Below are 19341 nucleotides of genomic sequence, written 5' to 3' on the forward strand. Positions count from 1 at the left end.
GGCACACTTCCCCGCCGAGGCCCCGATGGCAAACGAAAAACGCCGCGCCTGGTCCCGAAACGGAAACCAGGCGCGGCACAAGTGCGGTTGATGACTGTCTCTGTCCTTGTGTGCAGGCCAGGACAGCCGGCCGGAAACCGGCGGTTACAGCATGTCGAGGTTGATGCCGACAGTGATCGCCCCGATGGGCTCACCGGTTTCGGGATCGGAGATGGTCAGGCTGGCCTGCGACTGCAGCGCCTGGGTCGATTCATCTTCTTCCACTTCGTCGACGAACACCACGCCTGCGCCCTCAGCGTAGGTCTTCTGCCATTTGGCCTCGTCACCCTGCCAGTAATCTGAGGTCACATCGCTCTGGCCGACATTGAGGCCCTTGGCGTCCATGACGAACATTTCCGTAATCATGCCCTGGCTTCTGTCCTTCTTCTCCATCAGGAACTTCGACAGTTCACGCGCCAGAACCTCGCTGACGAAAGGCTGGTCGGTTGCGGTTGCCTGGGCACGCCATTGCTTGTCGAGCTTGTCGATTGCAGCGGCGTCAAGACTGGCAGTCTTTGTATTCTGCTCCTTGATCGCGCTGACAACGACCGGATCGGTCAACCAGCCTTCGATATTCTCGCTGACGAATTCCTTCACCGGCGCAACATGGGCACCTTCGGCCATGGCTGAGGTAGGGGCAAGAGCGAGCACGCAGGCTGCAAGCATGACTGATGCAATATTCTTGGTCTTCATGGGCTTCTCCTCGTTTGAAGTGGATCGCGACCATTTACGGCCGTTTCTGGTGACGGTCGACAGACTTAGAATTCCTCCCAGCTGTCAGTGCTCCGGGCGAGCGCCGCATTGCCACGGGTCTGGTACTGTGGCTGGGCAACGACCCGCGGCGCAGGCGTTTGCCGGGTTTCAGGCAATGGCGCTGATTGCGTGGCCCGTGCATGCGACGCAGGCGCCGTCAACTTGAAGGATGTAACCACATCGGCCAGCCGCTGACACTCTCCGGCAAGTTTCTGCGACGACGCGTTGCTGTCCTGAACCATGGCCGCGTTCTTCTGGGTCATGGTGTCCATCTGGCTGATCGCCGTGTTGACCTGTGAAAGACCCGTGGATTGTTCGCGAGATGCGCGCGAAATCGCATCGATCTTCAAGGCAACTTCGACAATCTGTTTTTCGATTTGCTCGATCGATTGCCCGGTCCTGTTAACCAGGTCGACGCCATTGCTGACCTGGGTGCCACTTTCCTCAATCAGAACCTTGATCTCCTTGGCGGCATTGGCGGAGCGACCTGCCAGGTCCCGGACTTCCTGCGCTACTACGGCAAAGCCCTTGCCCGCCTCACCGGCCCGTGCGGCCTCGACCCCGGCATTGAGTGCGAGAAGATTGGTTTGGAAAGCGATGTCGTCAATCACCTTGAGAATCTGCGCGATCCGGGAGGAGGATTCCTCGATTCCGCCCATCGCTGTGATCGCCGATCGAACGACCTCGGATGAAGAGGTGGCGGCATCACGGGTCGAACCGACAAGATCCCCGGCTTCCGTGGCCTGCTCGGACGAGCCTTTCACGGTCGAGGTGATTTCATCCAGCGCTGCCGCGGTCTGCTCCAGCGCCGCGGCCTGCTGTTCAGTCCGTCTTGCCAGTTCGTCGGTGGAAGCGCCAAGGCTGTCCGAAGCCTGCTTGACGGCATGCTGGGCGCTGTCGATGGTGCCGACGGTCTGTTCAAGCGCCGACAGGGCTCGGTTGAAGTTGTCCTGAAGCGCGGCGAATTCCCCGCCCAGGTCAGGCACACGCGCCGTCAAATCCCCGGAAGCCAGCTTTTCGAGCGCTGCCCCCAGCTCTTCGACCACCTTGCGCTGCACCAGCGACGAACGCTCGGTCTCGCTCATGTTGGCCTGCCGTTCCGCGTCAAGCTGTTCGCGCTGGCGCACCATCTGGGCATCGGCATCCAGTTTCATCTGCGCCGCTTCGCAAAACACCGTCAGCGCCCGTGACACAACACCGATCTCGTCGCCCTTGTCGGCATGCGGGATCGGCGCGGTGATGTCACCGGCCTGAAGCTCCCCGATTCGCCGATTGACATCGGCAAGCGGCCTGCCCACGAATTTTCGCATGGCAAACAACAGGATGGTCACGGCCACGATCAGCACGGCAACCTGTGACACCAGTGCCTTGAGTGCAAATTCACGCGCAGACATCGCGATGTCGGCAGTCGACCAGACAGTCTTGATCTGTCCAAGGGAAACGCCATCCTTTCCGGCCGGAAGGGGCGCAGAAATCACTACTGTGTCGGCACTTTCTTCGAGACGAGCCTGCGCCAGTTCACCGGGATCTGAACCCAGCACCTGCGCCAGAGAAGGATTTGGAGTTTCCGAACGCGTCCAGATGTCAACCTGCTCGCCGGCCTGATTGAAGGCAGCCATGCCAACAAGTGCGAGTTTCGGATCGTTCCGGAAAACCTCATAGGCTGAACGGATGGCGTCAACCTTGCCCCACTTCACCCCGCCGGCGGCCTGGGAGCCGATCTGCGCAGTATCTTTGAGCCAGTTGCGCTCGGCCATTTCCATCTGGCTCGCGCCTGACATTTGCGAGATGACGAAGCTGGTAACAGCAAGTCCAAACAAGTTGATCAGGATAACTGTAATAGCAATTTTCTGCGTTATGCTGCGCGAAGACCCGCCAACCTTCGCAGCCAGGCCCTTGGCCAGATTGAATCCCATGTACCCCACCTCCAAGATCGCATGAACCATTTCCCAACTGTGCAATCATTGCGGGTGGACAGAAATCATGCCTGCCGCTTGGCCTTGAACTTCATCGGCCCAGACTGTTCGCAACTGGTTTATTTACCCTTAATTCTAAGGGAATGAATATTTTCAGAAATGTACTGTTCCTGAACATTCTCACTTACTTCGCCGCACAGCGGCTAAATGCGTTCGGGCCGCATGACCCAATCATGGACACAGAATGAGGCCGGCCGGATTGTAGGACGCGCTGATTGAAGACACTTATCAGGGATTGTCCGACGTCAAATTGCAGGACTATGTCTTTGAGCAGTGTGCGAAGGCGAACAGGAAGCGATTGGTGCCCTCAGCACTTGTGGCGCTTAGCGATCCCGACATGCAGGATCGTAATGCCCTCAATGTAATAAATGCACTTGCCATCAAGCACCGCCTCGGTGGCGGTGCGGTCTGCGGCACGTCATTGATTTGAGCCTGGGCTAATACCCTGGCTGCCTGCGGTTTTTCCCTCTCACATGGGCCAAGCCTTGCTTGGAATCCTGCATCAGGCGACCCGCTCGCCCTGCCGCCAGACGGACCGCACCACCGGAACCCCGCTCTCGCGGCGGACCCGGACCAGGTCCGCGCGCTTGCCGGCAACGAGGCTTCCGCGGTCATCGAGACCGACCGTCTTCGCGGGCGTGGCCGTCACCAGCCGGATCGCTGATGCCAGATCGAGTTCGTCGATCTCGTCGGCCAGAACGAAGGGAGCATGGATCAGGCTGAAGGGGATGTAATCCGATGACAACACGTCCAGAACACCAGCCCGGGCCAGATCGGTCGCGGCAATATTGCCCGAGTGGGAACCGCCCCGTACCACGTTCGGCGCGCCCATCAGCACGCTCATGCCCGCCTTGTGGGAAGCCTTCGCTGCCTCGAGACTGGTGGGGAATTCCGCCAGCCTGACGCCATGGCTGACGGCTTCCTCGACATGGTCGAGCGTCGCATCATCATGGCTGGCAACCGTGATGCCGCGTTGCGCACAGGCGCTGGCGAGCGCTTTGCGGTGGGCGTCCGCATAACGGGCCGATGCCTCCTGCCGCCGTGTCACGTAGCGGGCGAAATCCTCATCCGACAGCCCGCGCTTGGTCTTGAAGTAAAGCGTGTACTGTTCCATGGTCTGGAACTGCCGCTGCCCCGGGGCGTGATCCATCAGCGAGGCGAGCCGCACCTGCGTGTCGGTCTCGAAATCGGCGAAATGATCGAGCACATTTGCGGTGGAGACTTCGCACCGGAGATGAATCAGGTGATCGGCGCGCAACCGGTTCTCCACCCGCGCCTGCGCCAAGGCATCGGCAACGGCGCGTATTTCGCCGATCTGATACCCTTCGTCCGTGTCCGATCCCAGCCGAAGGCAGTCGAACACCGTGGTGATTCCGGAGGAGGCAATCTGCGCATCGTGCGACTGAATGGCGGAGATGGCGTTCCAGCGCACCCCCGGACGCGGCGAGTAATGCGATTCCAAGTGATCGGTATGCAGCTCGACCAGTCCCGGCAAGATGTAGTCACCATCCATGTCCACACCCACAGTTGACCGGCTGTCTGCAACCTCTGCAATGACACCGGCCCGGACGACCAGGCTTCCCTCCACGATCCGGTCTTCGAGCACTAGCCGTGCATTGGTCAAAACGGTCTCGGAGCTCATTCAGGCAGTCTTTCTGTGCTGACCGAGCGCCAGTGGTACCCGGCTGTGAACGGCGAAGGGCGCGCCCGGTTCGGGTTCAACGAAAAGGCTGAGCGCCCGAACCGCAACCGGCCCGGCCAGAGCCGGGGCAAAATGAATCCGTGCGGCTTTTTCGGCGCGCCCGATGTCCGGCTCGCTGAGCCGTGTCGTCAGCGTCATGTGGAAGCGAAACTGATCGAAGACGTAGGGATATCCCCACCGCATCAGGTGTTTGCGCTGCGTCGATGACAGCGACTCCGGGTTGCGGCGTTCAATGTCCCGCTCGGAAAGCTCGGCGCGCAGCGGCTCGAACGCTTCCACGACCGAGCTGGCAAATGCATCGAGTTGAGGCGCGGCCTCGCCGGGCACCAGCGCCAGAAAGCCCTGCAGTCGCCCCACCACCAGCGACGGTATCTCGAAGCCAGAATTCTGCGATGCAAAATCCTCAAGTCCCGCAACCAGATCGGCTTCCGTGACCCCGTGAGCCAGACGAAACGGTGCCTTCAGCGTTGCATGGAAACCATAGCGCCGCGCTTGGCCTGTCATCGCGGCGAGTTCACTCGCACCAAGACTGTCAAGATCGGGATGCGCCACCGGCCTGCCGCTCTCCGCGTCACGTCCGATCCAGCTGGCGCCGAGTTCGGCCAGATCCTCGCCCGGGCTAGGCGAAAAATACAAGGCATACCGCATCAAACCTGTCCCCTACCGATCAGCGAATTACGCATTCGCGACGATATCGTATCGAAAATTTAGACCACAATCAGGATTTGCGACACCATATAGGTAACATTCTCTTACTCCGCACTGGTCCGCATCACTTCCCGAAGCTTTAGACCGATAGCGAACGCACCGAAGGCTTCGATGATTGTCGCCGAGCGGGTGTTGGCTTCTCAGAGACAGAGCGACTGGATGACAAACATCGGCAAGACGCGCAAAACAACGACAAAGAGCTGAATCAGAACTGGAAACCATCCTCACCGGGCTTGCACACTCGCCGATTTTTTAAGGGCCCCGGAACACGGTCTTCCTGCTCATGGTGAGACGCGGCCGGATAGCGGAGATGGCGTTGGCGAGCCGTTAAGGCGGACAATGAACCCTCAGCAAAGCATAAAGCGATAAAACCGGTCGTCCCCGGTGGCGAGTTTCATGTCATCCTTTTTCGGTGAGCAGACTCCCGCATGGACAGCATTCGACTGCCATCATTCTAGAAAGCACCGCCGACATCCGATTGCGCGACGGCGACTGACTTGATGATTGCGAAACAGTCAGCCCCCGGCGCCAGTTCGAGCGCCTGCGCCGAACGCCGGGTAATGCGTGCCAGGAGCAGATCCTCGCCCGCCCTGAGCTGGATGACCGCGCCCGGCCCGTCTCCGAGACGAAGCGCAGTCACCGTCGCCGGCAGCACGTTGAGTGCCGATAACCCCTCCGGCCGGGACCGCGACAGGATCACGTCCTGCGCCAGGATCCGGATCGACAATTGGGCCCCGATGGGCGCATCGACATGCGGCAGATACAATGGACCGGCTGATGCATCCAGCCGGGTCAGGCCATCCTCTTCCTGTGCTGCCACACGTGCATGCAGCGATGCACCGGCGGAGCGCACGCCCAGGGCGGGGACATTTTCGGGATCGGACAGCATCTCCACCAGAGGTCCCGAACGGATCACCTGCCCGTTCTCCATCAACACAAGCGTGGTCGCCAGCCGCGCCACCTCGGCAATGGAATGGCTGACATAGAGCAGCGGAATTCCGGCTTCATCACCCAACCGCTCGAGATAGGGCAGGATTTCCGCCTTGCGGTCTTCGTCCAGCGCCGCGAGTGGTTCATCCATCAGGAGCAACCGCGGATTTGCCAGAAGCGCACGCCCGATGGCCACACGCTGCTTTTCGCCCCCCGAAAGGCGCGCCGGTTGCCGTCCGAGAAGGTCGCCGATGCCGAGCATCTCCACCACGCGATCGAAATCCGTCGCTGTCCCGCGCGGCGCAAACCAACGCCCGTAAGTGAGGTTCTGACGCACGCTCAAATGTGGAAACAGTCGCCCTTCCTGAAACACATAGCCTAGCCGCCGCTTGTGCACCGGGACCAAGATCTTCCGTCCGGCATCAAACAGGACTGTCTCATCAAACTTTATGTGGCCGCCATCGGGTCTCAGCAAACCGGCCACCGCGTTGACCACCGTCGTCTTGCCGGAGCCGGACCGCCCGAACAACGCCGTCACCCCGGGTGGCGCTTCGAAGGCCACATCGAGCGCAAAATTCTCGAAGCGGTGGGCGAAACGGACAGAGAGACTCATGATCCCGCGATCCTTCGCGCCACCGCTCGCCCCAGCCATTCCGACAGCACCAGCGCCAGCAGCGCGATCGCCACCGCGATCAGCACCAGCTGCATCGCCTGCGCGTCACCGCCGGGTACCTGCAGGAAGCTGTAGATCGCCGACGGCAAAGTCTGGGTTTGCCCGGGAATGTTGGAAACGAAGGTAATCGTCGCCCCGAACTCGCCCATTGCCTTGGCAAAGGCCAGGATCGCCCCGGCTATCACGCCCGGCAGGATCAGCGGCAGTGTGACTGTGGCAAACACCCAGGCCCGCGATGCCCCCAGCGTCGAGGCCGCCTGTTCTAGCTTAGGATCGACCGCCTCGATCGCCAGCCGGATGGCGCGCACCATCAGCGGAAACGCCATCACCGCCGCTGCCAGAGCCGCCCCGGTCCAGCGGAACGCGAACACCAGCCCGAAACTCTGTTCCAGGAATTGGCCGACGGCGCCGCGGCGGCCAAATGTCAACAGCAGCAGGTAGCCGGTGACCACCGGTGGCAGGATTAGCGGCAGGTGAACAAGACCGTTGAGCGCCTGCTTGCCCCAGAACTCGTAGCGCGCCAGCACAAAGGCCACTGCCAGCCCCAGCGGCAGGCTGAGCAGCGTGGCCCAGAACGACACCTTGAGCGACAACACCACAGCGCTCCACTGTTCCGGAGTGAGCCAGTCAGCCATCGCCCTGCCCGGATAGCGGTTCGAAGCCCTGCGCTCTGAAGATTTCGGCCGCTTTCGGGCCGTTCAGCGCCTCGAGGAAGTCTGCAGCTTCCATGGACTTGGATTGCGCCGTCAGGGCAGCCGGATAGACGATCGGGGCGTGGGTATCTTTGCTGAATTCGGCCACCACGCTGACGCTGTCATCGGCCACCGCATCGCTGGCATAGACGATCCCGAACGGCGCTTCGCCCGTCGATACCAGCGCCAGCGCGGCGCGCACATTGTCGGTTTGCGCCACTTTGGATGAAACGGCTTCCCAATGCCCGAGGCTCATCAGCGCCTCTTTGCCGTAGACCCCGGCAGGCACGGAGTCGACGAGCGCCATGGCCAGGCGCTCGTCACCGAGCATGCCGCCAAGATCCGTGTCTCGGTCAAGCTCTATCCGTGCAACCCAGGCCCCGTGCGCAATCAGCACCAGACGATTGCCAAGCAAGTCGGTTCGCGTGCCGTCGCGGATGAGGCCTTCAGCCTCTAGATAATCCATCCAGTCAGCCGAGGCGGAAATGAAGATATCCGCCGGGGCGCCCTGCCCGATCTGCCGCGCCAGGCTGGAGCTTCCGGCATAGGAGATGGTCACCGTCTTGCCGGTCTGATCCCGCCAGTCGGCCGCCACCTCATCCAGTGCGGTTTTCAGGCTCGATGCGGCGAACACCAGCACGTCTGCGGCACGCACCGCGACCGGTGTCATGAGACTTGCCAGAGCCAGGGCCCAGGCCAGAAGCCGTGCCGGAAACCGGAATTTCGAGACCGCCATCAAACTGGCTCCAGACGCGTTACACCTTCATGGAGATACCAGCGCGCACCCGCTCATGGCAATGGCAACCCTGTAGGCTGCCGCAAACCTGCCGCCAGCGACGAGCTGAGAGCGGGGGCGCGCCATGCGGTTTCAGCGACCGCCCCCGGCTGTAGTGGGATTCGTCAGCCGAACATGTCCTCCGTTATGCCCTCGTACCAGCCGACCGATTCCTCGTAATTGGCCTTGCGAAGTGCTGCGTCCTCGTCCATCTGGCTGACGAAGCTCTGCGTCGAAGCGATCTTGCCATCACCGGGCGCGTATTGGGCGCCGACCTTGATGCTGTCGTCGGTTTCAATCAGGCTCCAGCAGGTATTGGCATATTTCGCCGGAAACACTTTTGCGTCGACCAGATCGCCGCGGATCGTCATCGCCGCTACCTTGGCCTGGCTGTTGGCGGAGAAGCCGGATTTCGGCATGTCGCCGGCAATACAGGCGTCGCCGATCACGAAGATCGCCTCGTCCATGGACGAGCGCATGCTCTCGGCCTCGATCGGGCAAAATCCGCTGTCGTCGGTCAGCCCGGCGCTGCCCGCGATCTCGCCGGCCTTCTGCGCAGGTATGATGTTCATGAATGCGCCCTTGAACGTATCCAGCCCGGTTTCGACTGTTCCGGCTGCCACGTCGACGCTCTCGATGCCGCCATGCACGTCCGGCCCGTACCACTCGATCATGCCCGGATAATGCTTCTCCCAGCCTTCCTGGAACACACCCTGCTTCGAGAATTTCGGCTTCGGGTCGAGGATGATCACCTTGGCGTCCATCAACCCTTTGGACTTCAGCACATGCGCCATCATCGAGGCCCGCTCATAGGGACCGGGCGGGCATCGGTAGGGATTTGGCGGCGCCACCATCAGGATCTGCTGGCCGTTTTCGATCGCATCCAGTCCGGCTTTCAGCAACTTTGTCTGCTCGCCGGCTTTCCAGGCATGCGGCGCTTTCTGCGAGAGTTCCTCCGAATAGCCTTCGACCGAATCCCAGATCAGATCAATGCCGGGTGCAACAACCAGCCGGTCATAGGGCACGGTCGCGCCATCCGCCATTGTCACCACCTTGTTCTCGCGGTCGACCGCGGTCGCCATGCCGGTGACTTTGGTAATCCCGTAGCTCGATTGCAGCGTATCATAGCTGTGGGTGATCGATTCAAAGCTGCGGAAACCGCCGACATAAAGATTTGAGTAGAAGCATGTGGTGTAATTGTCGGAATTCTCGATGAGCGTCACATCAATGGCGCCGTCGGAATCCTTGGCGATGTAGCGCGCAGCTGTGGCCCCGCCGGCTCCGCCTCCGATTACCACCACCCGCGGCTTGCCCTGGGCGCGAAGGTAGGTCGGAAGCGACAGCGCCGCAGCACTGGCTCCCGTGAAAAGTCCGAATTGGCGTCGTGTCAGCCCTGCCATGATTTCCTCCCGGGTTGCAGGTTGCAGTTCATTGCGGATCCAGCGAACTGAAATAGGCCGCCAGCGCCGCGATCTCCTCATGGGAAAGGTTTGCGACGCGCAATTTCATGACGTCATTTGGCCGCACACCGGTGCTGTACTCAAACAGGGCCGTAACGAAGTAATCCTTCGGCAGCCCGACGATCGGCGGTATGCCAGCCGTTTTGCCGGACGCCTGGTGACAGGTCACGCAATCACCGGCGAGATACTCGCCATATTCGGGATCGCCTTTCATCTGCAGCACGGCATCAGCAAGGTCTCTGACCTGGCTGGAAGTGGACACCTCCCCGGCCGCCGAAGCGGAGGCGGGCTCCTGCTCGCTTGCGGTTTCAAGCCAGGAGATCAGCGCCTGCCGGTCATCGGCATCTTCCATGCCACGATAGACCATCCGGTTGCCCTTGATGAAGTCACGTGGCTTTTCGAGATACTTATCGAGTGTTTCCGCGGTCCAGACCAGCCCGGCGGCTCCGGCCGCGCGCATGCTTTCCGAATAGCGGAAATCCTCGAGGCTTCCCGCCACACGGCCAAACAGCCGGTCGAGATGCGGGCCGACCCCGTGTCTGGCACCCTTGCCGAGGTCGTGACACGTCGCACACGGGTCGAACAGCTTTTCGGAGCCCGTCGCCGCTGAAGCTCCGAACGGGCCGGCCATGCCGGCAAAAAAGGCAGGCACCAGCAGGCATAGCATCTTGATGCGCCCGTGGTGCCTGCCTTGATCAAGCATTTCATCTCCCCTAGGGGCGCCGGACTGCCCCGCCTGTCAGTCGATACTGCCTCCGGAACTTTCCTCACCCTCGCTCTCCGGCGTCACGTCGATGACCTGTGCGCGCGCCGTGATCTGGACCGGTCCCGGTTTGCAGTCGCTCATGCAGGGCTCCTCACCCTTGGCGTAATGCGGCTCGTTCAGCCGGTCGTCAGCAATGAAATTTGCCTCGTTCGGTAAACGCATCTGGGTGAAGTTTTCCTTCGACAGCTCGAACTCCTCATCCTCGACAACATCATTAAGATACATCAGATAGGCTGTCAGCGCATAGACGTCATCATCCGACAGCGAACGGGCATTGCCAAACGGCATCGCGCGGCGGACATAATCGAACACTGTCGACAGGTAAGGCCAGTAGGAACCAATAGTCTTGACCGGGCGCTCCTTGAGCAGCGAATCCTGCCCACCCGCCAGCACCGGCCAGCGCCCGGCACCCTCGCCGAAATCACCGTGGCACACCGCGCAAGCCTCGGCATAAATCGGCTCGCCCTCGGCGACCGTGCCCTTGCCGTCGGGAAGCCCGGTACCGTCGGGGCGGATGTCGATGTCCCAGGCCGCGATTTCATCCGGCATCGCCTTGCGGCCCAGCCCGAATGCGCCTTGGCTGGTTTCAACCACCAATGCTGTCTCGGTTGCGGGCTTATCGGCGGCCGGTGCCGCGGTCGCATTTTCTGCAGGCTCCGCCCCTTCGGCAGATTCGGACGCGGCCTCGGATGCAGCCGCCTGTTCTGTCGAAAAGCTCTTCAGGTAGGCGAGGATATTGTCGATATCCTCGTCTTTCTTCAGCCCGCCAAAGGCCATCTTCGTGCCCTTGATCATCGCCTTCGGGTTGGTGAGGTATTCGGTCAGGCTGTCCGCATCCCAGACCAGCCCCTCCTCGCCGGCGGCAATCATCGCCTTGGAATATTTGTAGCCCTCGGCGCCACCCGCGGCACGGCCGAAAATGTCGTTGAGTTCGGGCCCGACCTTGTGCTTGGCGCCTTCTCCGACGGCGTGGCAGGCCCGGCACTTCTTGAACACCTTCTCACCGGCATCGATATCGCCATCGGCAAACGCCGGGTTGGCAAAAGCTGTCAGGGCAAGAACGGAAAGTGCCGCGGACTTAGGAAACTTCAACATTTTCAACCACCCCGTCAGTGTTGACGTGCCATGTCTGGATGCCATTGTTGTGATAGATCGAGTTTTCGCCGCGTGCTGCGCGCAATTCGTTCTTGGTCGGCTGAACCAGTCCCTGATCATCGATGGCCCGCGACTGCAAAAGCAGTTCCGAGCCGTCCCAGTTGATGTCGAGATAGAAACGGTGCAGCGCCTTTGGCAGGCTCGGCCCGTCAATCCGCGCCGTTTGCCAGGTCCGCCCGCCATCGATTGTCACATCGACGCGTTTGATGGTGCCGCTGCCGGACCATGCCAGGCCGGTAATGACCAGCGGCCCTTTGCCATGGGTGACCGGTGCCTGCGGGCTGGGGCTGGTGATCACCGATTTCACATCCATCACCCAGCTGTGGCGGCGGGCCTTTCCGTTGGCGAGAAGATCAGTGTATTTCGATGTTTCCTCACGCTGTGCCCAGGGCTTGTCACCCACCTCGAGCCGGCGCAGCCATTTCACCCACATGTTGCCTTCCCAGCCGGGAACGCACAGCCGGAGCGGATAGCCCTGTTCGGGCCGAAGCGCCTCGCCGTTCATCTTGAAGGCGACGAGGCAATCATCCAGCGCCTTCTCCATCGGGATCGAGCGCGTCATCGCGGACGCATCGGCGCCTTCCGCCAGCAGCCATTTGCCGCTGGTTTTCACACCCGCCTCTTCCAGCAGATAGCGCAGCGGCACGCCGGTATAGACCACGCAATGGATCATGCCATGGGTGTACTGGCAGCCGTTGAGCTGCGAGCCACGCCATTCCATACCGCCATTGGCCGCGCATTCGAGGAAATAGAGCCGGTTCTCACGCGGAAACCGCTTGAGATCCTCCATGGTGAAGACCAACGGCGTGTCGACCAGGCCATGGATCATCAGCCGGTGGTCGGCGGGCGCAATTGTTGCCGTGCCGCCATGATGCCGCTCGAAGCACAACCCGTTCGGCGTGATGATGCCGTCGAGTTCATGCAGCGGGGTGAAGTTGACCGACGATACCGGATCGGCGGTCAGCCACGGCACGCTGCGGCGAACCACATGGGCTTCGAACTCCGAAGGCTTGCCATACGGTGCCACGTCGACGCCTTCGCCGAGATAACGGTTCCAATCCTGGATCTCGGTGATCAGCGGATCCCCGGCAGCGCGAGCCACACCGGTGCCTGCCGCAACTGCTGCTCCACCCAGCAGGCTGGCTTTGAGGAAGGAACGGCGCGACGCCGCCGGTTGTGCCTGTTTGGTGTCGGTCCGGTCTACCATGAGAGCCTCCTGCAACAGGTTTCCAGCATCCGCATCTTTGTCTCCGTCGTCATCGCGGCCCCGCGGGGACCGGCCATTCAAATCAACTCGGGGTCACAGGATGACCCGGACCGCCGCAGCGTCCGGATCGAGTGAAACCACCGATTTCCTGGTGATGTAGTTTTCCATCAGATCGTAGATGGCGGGTCCTTCGACCCCTTCATTGACCGAAGCCCAGCCGCCGACCGTGTAGCTCTTGCCCGCCTCGATCGGCTCGCCGCTGCCGGTCAGCCGCATGTCGGAGATGCGTTCGCCCATGCCGGCATTTGGTGTGCAGCTGTAGGTAAAGCCGCCGACGCGCACCATGTCGCCACCCTGCTGCAGGAACGGATCCTTGTTGAACAGGTTGTCGCAGACATCCTCCATGATGTCTTTCAACTGTGCGCCGGTGAATTCCAGCCTGTACACCGACGGGTAGCTCATCGAGGTTTCCGAATAGAGATCGTCAATGGTGATCTCGGAGCCAGGAAGCAGCGTCGTGCCCCAGCGGAAGCCCGGCGACAGCGCGATCTCGGTGTCGCGCTCTTCCATGATCCCCTGACAGATCAGGTCGTCCCAGGTGCCGTTAAAATTGCCGCGCCGGTAGAGCAAGGTGTCGGTGGTGCCGATCACACGTTGTGTCTCGGCCTCGTAAGGGGCACGCATCTCGTCGATCTTGGCCGCCATCTCCTGATCCGGTGCAATCACATCCGAGAAGACCGGGATCAGGTTGGAGCTGTACCCCGTCACCTTTCCGTCCCTGACCTCAAGGTCGATGCGGCCGAGATACTTGCCGTGCGAGCCCGACGACATCAAAAGCGTGCCGTCGACTTCAAGGGCAATCGGGGTGGCGTCGTGGGTGTGGCCGGTCATGATCACGTCGAGCCCACTGACCGTCGAGGCGATCTTGCGGTCGACGTCGAAGCCGTTGTGCGACAGCATCACAACGATCTCTGCCCCCTCTTCCCGCGCCGCGTTGACATTGGCCTGCAGCACGTCCGGGCGGATGCCGAACGACCATTTCGGGAACATCCAGCTCGGATTGGCGATCGGCGTATAGGGCATGGCCTGGCCGATGACGGCGACCTTGACACCGCCGCGCTCGAAATAGGCGGTGTGCTCAAATGCCGGCTCGTCCCATTCCGCATCGAAGATGTTGGAGGCGAGGAACGGATAACCCATCGCATCGACCAGTTCGAGGAAGCGGTCTTCGCCGAAGGTGAATTCCCAATGCCCGGTCATGGCATCGGGTTTCAAAAGCTTCATGCATTCGACCATATCCATGCCGTTGGTCTTCAGCGATGTATAGGAGCCCTGCCAGGTATCGCCGCCATCCAGGAACAGAACCTTGTCGTCGCCGCGTTCGGCACGGATCGCCTTGACCAGTGTCGCGGTGCGGTCAAGTCCGCCGAGCTTGCCGTAGGTCCGGGCCAGGTCGACATAATCGACCATCGTGTGGGCATAGGCGTAACGGCTGCCCTTCTCGATGCCGAAATAGTCGAGAAACGCCTCGCCGACCAGGTGCGGCGGTACGCCGGCATAATCGCCGACGCCGATATTGGTGTCGGGCGGCCGGAAGAAAACCGGCTTGAGCTGGGCGTGGCAATCGGTGAAATGCAGCAGCGTCACCTGCCCCTTGGAATCGAACCTGAGCAGATCGTCCTGAGTCAGCTTCTGCTGCGCCAACGCCCGGGCGGGATTGGCGCCAAGACCGACAGCCCCCAGCACAAAACCGGCATTGAGCGCATATTGCAGAAAATCTCTCCTGGTATGCATTTCAGTCTCCATTCGGGCGAAAACGGACGAACAAACCCGCTCCGGCGTTGGCCAGAATCCGTATTCACATTTAATTTCAACTCGTTAACGCAGAACTTTTCAAGTTTCTCAAAACTGAAGTCAGCTGTTCTGCACCATCAAACTGCAGCTGGGGCAAAGGCGGATCCGACCGGACACGCGGACCCTGCCGGGTGCCGGAGGCGCCAACACGCCTCCGGCAGTTTCAAAGCTTACTGGCGCACCGACGGGGTTTCGACCGAAAGGCCGGTGCCGCGCCATGTCACATAAGTCTCAAGCGCCATCAGATCGTCCGAAAACGCGTCGGGCTGTACTGCTCGGGTGTCACGGATACATCCGCGGAAACGCTGGTGCAGCGAAGTCAGCCCGCTCTTGAGCCGGTAGGTCGGAAACCCGTTGACCTGGCCCTGGCTCAGGTGGTCGGCGCGGATCATCTTGCCCATGGCCACCTCATGGCAGCTTGCGCAGGCGAGGTTCAGCTGACCGGTGCGGGTGTAGTAGACATCCTTGCCCCGCTCCCACCAGCTCTGCATCTCGCCCTCTGTCAGATCCAGCTTGACCGGCATGCCCAGCGACTGATGCTTGATATAGGCAGTCAGTTCCTGTTGGCCGCCCTTGTTGAAGGGCAGCGCCTCTGCGCCCATCTGCTCGGTCCGGCACTTGTTGATCTGCAGCTCGACATTGATCGGCCTGCCCGAATCCGCATCCCATTTCGGGAAGCTTGCGCCCACGCCCTTCATGCTTTCGGCAGCATCACCATGACACGAAGCGCAGGACTTCCCCGCCGTGCCCTCGACCGTGTTCCACATGGCTTCGCCGTCCTCGACGGCGATCATGCCGGGATTTTCGAACGAGTCACGCGACAGGTCGCGGGTTTCCTTCTCACGGAACAGCCACCCCGAATACAGCTCGTCGAAGGGATGACCTTCAGGCGCAGCTGTGCGGGTGACAATCGGAACGCCATCGATCTCGAGCGTGTCGTCGACAGGATCGGCCCAAATCGGACCGGACCCCGCAAGCGAGGCCGCCAACACAACACCGGCAACTAAAAGTCTCTTCATAACAGTCTCCGTCCTCCCGGGATCTCCCTTGCGCGAAACTCCCCCGCGCCCGGGACCCTCCCACAGTTATTTGACTTCGATCGGTGCCTCGGCCTCGTAAACCGACCCGTCATCATCGAGCCAGGTGAACTTGAAGGTGCCGCTGGCCGGGACCTTGGCGTTGAACTCGAAATAGGGATTGGCGGAAATCGCCGGATCCAGATCACATTGGAACACCATCTGCCCTTCGAAGGTGCAGGTGAACTTGTTGATGATCTGACGCGGAATGGGATTGCCATCCTTGTCCTTGCGCTGGCCAGATTCCATCTCGTGGCTTATCAGCGTCTTGATGGTGATCACCTCACCGGCCGAAGCCGACTTGGGCACCTTGATGCGTGGTTTTGATGCCATTTTTCAAATTCCTGTCCTGGCTCAGCCGCCGCAGCCGCCGATGGTTACCTTGACTTGCTTCTTGTCCATGAAGAACGAGCCGTCCTTCATCTTCGCGACCGCGATGACGTTCTGGGTCTTGGCAAGACGCATCCGGGTCGTCGCAAGGGCTTCGCCGCTCAACTCGGTAAAGTGAAACGTGGCGACCGCCGGGTTGGGGTTGCCGTCGGCGAAGATGACCACGGATTCGACCAGATCGTCGCCCTCCATGGCGCTGTCGACACTGATCGACACCGGCACCGTGTTGCCGTTCTCCGCGATTTCAGGCGCGGTCAAGGTGATCTTGCCTTCCGCCGGGGTAGCCCCGCCGGTGAAATCCATGACCATCTTCTCCGCGTCCTCCGCAGAGGCCATTGCCGGCGAGATCCGCCCGCCGGCGATCGCGAATGCTGCCGCACCCGCAGTCAGTCCTAAGACATTGCGTCTTGTCAGTTGCATTGGCTTCGAGCTCCTTTGCTCCAGATTATTCCTTGAGGGTGCCGAGATAGGCCACAACGTCCTCTACCTGCTGCGCAGTCAGGATCGTCTGCCCTTCCAGATCTTCCCTCAGATGTTTTCCCACCTCCAGCGAGTAGAAACCGGGCATGATCGTTGCTTCGGTGAAGATCTGCTTGGAATTGGCCACGATGGCCCGCAGCATCGGCTCTTCCCAGCGATCCGCCACACCATCCAGGGAGGGCCCGACATCGCCGTGGAACAGCTCGCCCGACATGTCGGCATTGGCGTGGCAAGCCAGGCAATTTCCAAGCTTGCGGCTCTTGAATGTTTCCGCACCGGCAACAGGATCGCCCGCCACACCGGTCAGCGAGGTCATGACCCCTTCATCGCCGAACTCGACCGCGTCAGGCGCAACTTCGCTCGCAAACGCCGCGGTCGACAGCGTCATTGCCGCGATCGCCCCCAGTGTAAAATGCATCCGCCTTGTCATTTGGCGCTTCCTCCTCCGATTTCCCGGACACAAGCCGTCCGGTTCCGCTCCGATTCCACGATACGCATACTCCGCCCCACAATCAATGCAAAAATATGATTTCTTGAATGTATGATCCTGCGCTCTACTCCGCCTCGAGACGCCCCGCGGCGCGCAACTCGTTTATGATACGGGCGTGATATTTCTGGAAGTGCTCGTCCCCCTCATAGCCCTTTTCGGCCACCCATTTGAACATGTTGAGGAACGTCCATTTGCCAAAAGCGCCGGGCATGGTCGCCACCGCCGCCTCGGCCACAGTCATCCCTTCCGGCACATCCTCCGGCAGGAACACCAATGTTGGCGTGAAGACATAGCCCCATTTGCGCGCCGCCGTCTTCTCGGTCAGGACGTCGCCATCGAGATCGGTCACTTCTTCGTCACCGAACATGTTGTACTGCACGACCTTGAAATTCGCCTTGATGAAATCCGAGACTTCCGGATCTGACAGCAGGTCCTCGTGCATCTTGGCGCAATAGATGCAGCCGCGCTGTTCGAAGACCATCACCAGCCGCTTGCCCTCGTCCCTTGCCGCCTCGATATCCTCGGCGACATCGCGGAAGGTGAGCGCGAACCAGTCCTGCTTGTGCAGCCCGTCCTCGCCGATCCCGGCGGTCAGAGCCTGACTTGTCAGCCCTGTCAGCGCCGTCAGGGCGGCGAGTGCCAAAAATGCGCGTCTGATCATCATACCTCTCCTAACCGATGGTAGCGAAAGCGGGAAACATCTCAAGCAGCCACTGGGCGATCCGCGACATCTGCCCGGTCATGAACAGGATGCCGGTTATGACCAGAAGTACGCCCATGGCCTTTTCGATCACAGCCATATGCTTCTTGATCCGGGTCGAAAACCGGATGAAGCGGCTTGCGAAAAACCCGGCAACGACAAAGGGAATCCCGATCCCGAGCGCGTAAAGCCCCAGGAGCAGCGCACCCTGCCCGGCGCTTTCCTTGGCCGCGGCCATGAACAGGATCGCCGCCAGGATGGGCCCCACGCAAGGCGTCCAGCCGAAGGCAAAGGCAAGTCCCATCACATAGGCGCCGATCATGCCGGCCGGCTTTCGCTCGACCTGGACCCGCGCCTCGCGGTAAAGCAGCGCAAACCGGAACACGCCGAGAAAGTGCAGCCCCATTACAAGGATCAGCACCCCGGCAATGATCGACAATACGTCGAAATAGCGGGCAACCGATTGCCCGATCACGCTGGCGGTTGCGCCTAGTGACACGAAAACCGTGCTGAACCCCAGCACGAAGAAAATCGAGGCCAGCGCGATGCGCCGTGATGCCACCGCATCGGCATCGGCATTCTTGACCTCGTTGAAACTCATTCCCGCCAGATAGGCGAGATAGGGCGGCACGATCGGCAGCACGCAGGGCGAGAAGAATGACAGCAGTCCCGCCAGCAGTGCTGCGCCGTACCCGACATCAATCATCAATCAGTCCTCCACTGCGGTACTGCAACATCGCCCCTGCCACGGCAGTATCAGGCTCCGGCACGGTCCGGATCCCTGCCGTTTGTGGTCATGCCCCGTTGTGTTCACGCATGGCCGATTGCGCAAGCCACGAAGCGAACCTATCCCTGAAACCCGCGCATCCCCAAGGACAGGATCAGCACCAAGGCGATTGCAAGATATGCAAGATTATATATATATTGCAATCACTATTTCACGGAACCGGACCGGGCTCATGTCCTCAGTTTACGCAGCGGCGCTGGCCTTTCTCCTTGTCCTGTCAGCTCCTGTTACGGCTGCGGAAATGGTGATGTTCGAGCAGCCCGGCTGCTTCTGGTGCAAGCGCTTCAACGAGGAGATCGCGCCCGCCTGGCCAAAGACCGAACAGGGCCGGCGCGCGCCGCTGCGCCGGGTCGACATACACGAGCCGCTGCCCGAAGACCTGGCCGGAATCCCGGTCGAGCGTTTCACCCCGACCTTTGTGCTGGTCGAAGAGGGGCGCGAAATTGCCCGGCTGCGAGGCTATCCGGGCGACCAGTTCTTCTGGGCACTGGTCGACGAGATGCTGGCAAAGCTGGATGAGAAATGATCGCCCCGCGCCAGGCCCGAATTGTGGCGCTGCCGCAGGGGGCCGTTTCGCAGCAACGCGCACGGCTTCGCTGCGACCGCCTGGTCACGTCCCGGCGTGAAGGCCGCAGCAGTCACTGCTTGATTGCCGGTCCTGATGTATCCGGGGTCGCTGACTCGCTCGAGGGCTTTCTCAGCGACGCCGATGACCCGGGAAGGATCAG

20 protein-coding genes are annotated in these 19341 nt (G+C 61.0%); 2 read left to right on the forward strand and 18 right to left on the reverse strand.

Annotation, left to right across the window (positions count from 1 at the left end; all coding sequences use genetic code 11):
• Positions 1-144 precede the first annotated feature (144 nt).
• Positions 145-732, reverse strand: a complete 588-nt coding sequence (locus CRO46_RS02300; RefSeq protein WP_097104638.1) for a hypothetical protein — start codon at positions 730-732, stop codon at positions 145-147.
• Between the two features lie 65 nt (positions 733-797).
• Entirely contained in the window at positions 798-2708 is a 1911-nt protein-coding gene (locus tag CRO46_RS02305; RefSeq protein WP_179758920.1) for a methyl-accepting chemotaxis protein, read from the reverse strand.
• Positions 2709-3069: 361 nt separating this feature from the next.
• Between CRO46_RS02305 and CRO46_RS20250 the strand changes: the two genes are divergently transcribed.
• The gene (locus CRO46_RS20250) at positions 3070-3198 is read left to right on the forward strand and encodes a hypothetical protein (RefSeq protein ID WP_280176257.1); all 129 of its coding nucleotides are present in this window, start codon (positions 3070-3072) and stop codon (positions 3196-3198) included.
• Positions 3199-3270: 72 nt separating this feature from the next.
• Here CRO46_RS20250 and CRO46_RS02310 read toward each other — a convergent pair whose 3' ends face one another.
• The 16 genes from CRO46_RS02310 to CRO46_RS02385 form a co-directional block, all read right to left on the reverse strand.
• A complete protein-coding gene (locus CRO46_RS02310) occupies positions 3271-4410 on the reverse strand; it encodes an alpha-D-ribose 1-methylphosphonate 5-triphosphate diphosphatase (protein ID WP_097104642.1) in 1140 nt (379 codons plus the stop codon).
• Positions 4411-5118, reverse strand: a complete 708-nt coding sequence (locus CRO46_RS02315) for a DUF1045 domain-containing protein (RefSeq protein ID WP_097104644.1) — start codon at positions 5116-5118, stop codon at positions 4411-4413. It lies immediately after the preceding gene.
• 514 nt (positions 5119-5632) lie between these two features.
• Positions 5633-6721: a molybdenum ABC transporter ATP-binding protein gene (gene modC, locus CRO46_RS02320; RefSeq protein WP_097104646.1), complete on the reverse strand. Its 1089-nt coding sequence runs from the start codon at positions 6719-6721 to the stop codon at positions 5633-5635.
• Entirely contained in the window at positions 6718-7416 is a 699-nt protein-coding gene (gene modB / locus CRO46_RS02325; RefSeq protein WP_097104647.1) for a molybdate ABC transporter permease subunit, read from the reverse strand. The genes modC and modB overlap by 4 nt, the downstream gene beginning before the upstream one ends.
• Entirely contained in the window at positions 7409-8209 is an 801-nt protein-coding gene (gene modA, locus CRO46_RS02330) for a molybdate ABC transporter substrate-binding protein (protein WP_097104648.1), read from the reverse strand. Before modA ends, modB begins: the two co-directional genes overlap by 8 nt.
• Before the next feature lie 164 nt (positions 8210-8373).
• The gene (locus CRO46_RS02335; RefSeq protein ID WP_097104650.1) at positions 8374-9648 is read right to left on the reverse strand and encodes an NAD(P)/FAD-dependent oxidoreductase; all 1275 of its coding nucleotides are present in this window, start codon (positions 9646-9648) and stop codon (positions 8374-8376) included.
• Between the two features lie 28 nt (positions 9649-9676).
• Positions 9677-10411, reverse strand: coding sequence for a c-type cytochrome (locus CRO46_RS02340; RefSeq protein WP_244577744.1), 735 nt, complete (start codon positions 10409-10411; stop codon positions 9677-9679).
• A 36-nt stretch (positions 10412-10447) separates the two neighbouring features.
• Positions 10448-11569: a c-type cytochrome gene (locus tag CRO46_RS02345; RefSeq protein WP_097104652.1), complete on the reverse strand. Its 1122-nt coding sequence runs from the start codon at positions 11567-11569 to the stop codon at positions 10448-10450.
• Positions 11553-12836: a sulfite dehydrogenase gene (gene soxC, locus CRO46_RS02350; RefSeq protein ID WP_097104653.1), complete on the reverse strand. Its 1284-nt coding sequence runs from the start codon at positions 12834-12836 to the stop codon at positions 11553-11555. Before soxC ends, CRO46_RS02345 begins: the two co-directional genes overlap by 17 nt.
• Before the next feature lie 93 nt (positions 12837-12929).
• The gene (soxB, locus tag CRO46_RS02355) at positions 12930-14630 is read right to left on the reverse strand and encodes a thiosulfohydrolase SoxB (protein WP_097104654.1); all 1701 of its coding nucleotides are present in this window, start codon (positions 14628-14630) and stop codon (positions 12930-12932) included.
• Positions 14631-14860: 230 nt separating this feature from the next.
• Positions 14861-15709: a sulfur oxidation c-type cytochrome SoxA gene (gene soxA, locus CRO46_RS02360; RefSeq protein WP_097104656.1), complete on the reverse strand. Its 849-nt coding sequence runs from the start codon at positions 15707-15709 to the stop codon at positions 14861-14863.
• 66 nt (positions 15710-15775) lie between these two features.
• Positions 15776-16099, reverse strand: coding sequence for a thiosulfate oxidation carrier complex protein SoxZ (soxZ, locus tag CRO46_RS02365; RefSeq protein WP_097104658.1), 324 nt, complete (start codon positions 16097-16099; stop codon positions 15776-15778).
• A gap of 21 nt (positions 16100-16120) precedes the next feature.
• Complete coding sequence (soxY, locus tag CRO46_RS02370) at positions 16121-16576, reverse strand: thiosulfate oxidation carrier protein SoxY (protein ID WP_097104660.1); 456 nt, start codon at positions 16574-16576, stop codon at positions 16121-16123.
• A 25-nt stretch (positions 16577-16601) separates the two neighbouring features.
• Entirely contained in the window at positions 16602-17066 is a 465-nt protein-coding gene (gene soxX, locus CRO46_RS02375; protein ID WP_097104662.1) for a sulfur oxidation c-type cytochrome SoxX, read from the reverse strand.
• Positions 17067-17190: 124 nt separating this feature from the next.
• Positions 17191-17787: a SoxW family protein gene (locus CRO46_RS02380; protein WP_097104664.1), complete on the reverse strand. Its 597-nt coding sequence runs from the start codon at positions 17785-17787 to the stop codon at positions 17191-17193.
• Between the two features lie 10 nt (positions 17788-17797).
• Entirely contained in the window at positions 17798-18532 is a 735-nt protein-coding gene (locus CRO46_RS02385; RefSeq protein WP_097104666.1) for a cytochrome c biogenesis CcdA family protein, read from the reverse strand.
• 253 nt (positions 18533-18785) lie between these two features.
• Here CRO46_RS02385 and CRO46_RS02390 point away from each other — a divergent pair, with 253 nt between their 5' ends.
• Positions 18786-19139, forward strand: a complete 354-nt coding sequence (locus tag CRO46_RS02390) for a thioredoxin domain-containing protein (protein ID WP_097104668.1) — start codon at positions 18786-18788, stop codon at positions 19137-19139.
• Positions 19140-19341 lie beyond the last annotated feature (202 nt).

The organism is Parahoeflea halophila (assembly GCF_900220985.1).
Taxonomy (GTDB): domain Bacteria; phylum Pseudomonadota; class Alphaproteobacteria; order Rhizobiales; family Rhizobiaceae; genus Hoeflea; species Hoeflea halophila.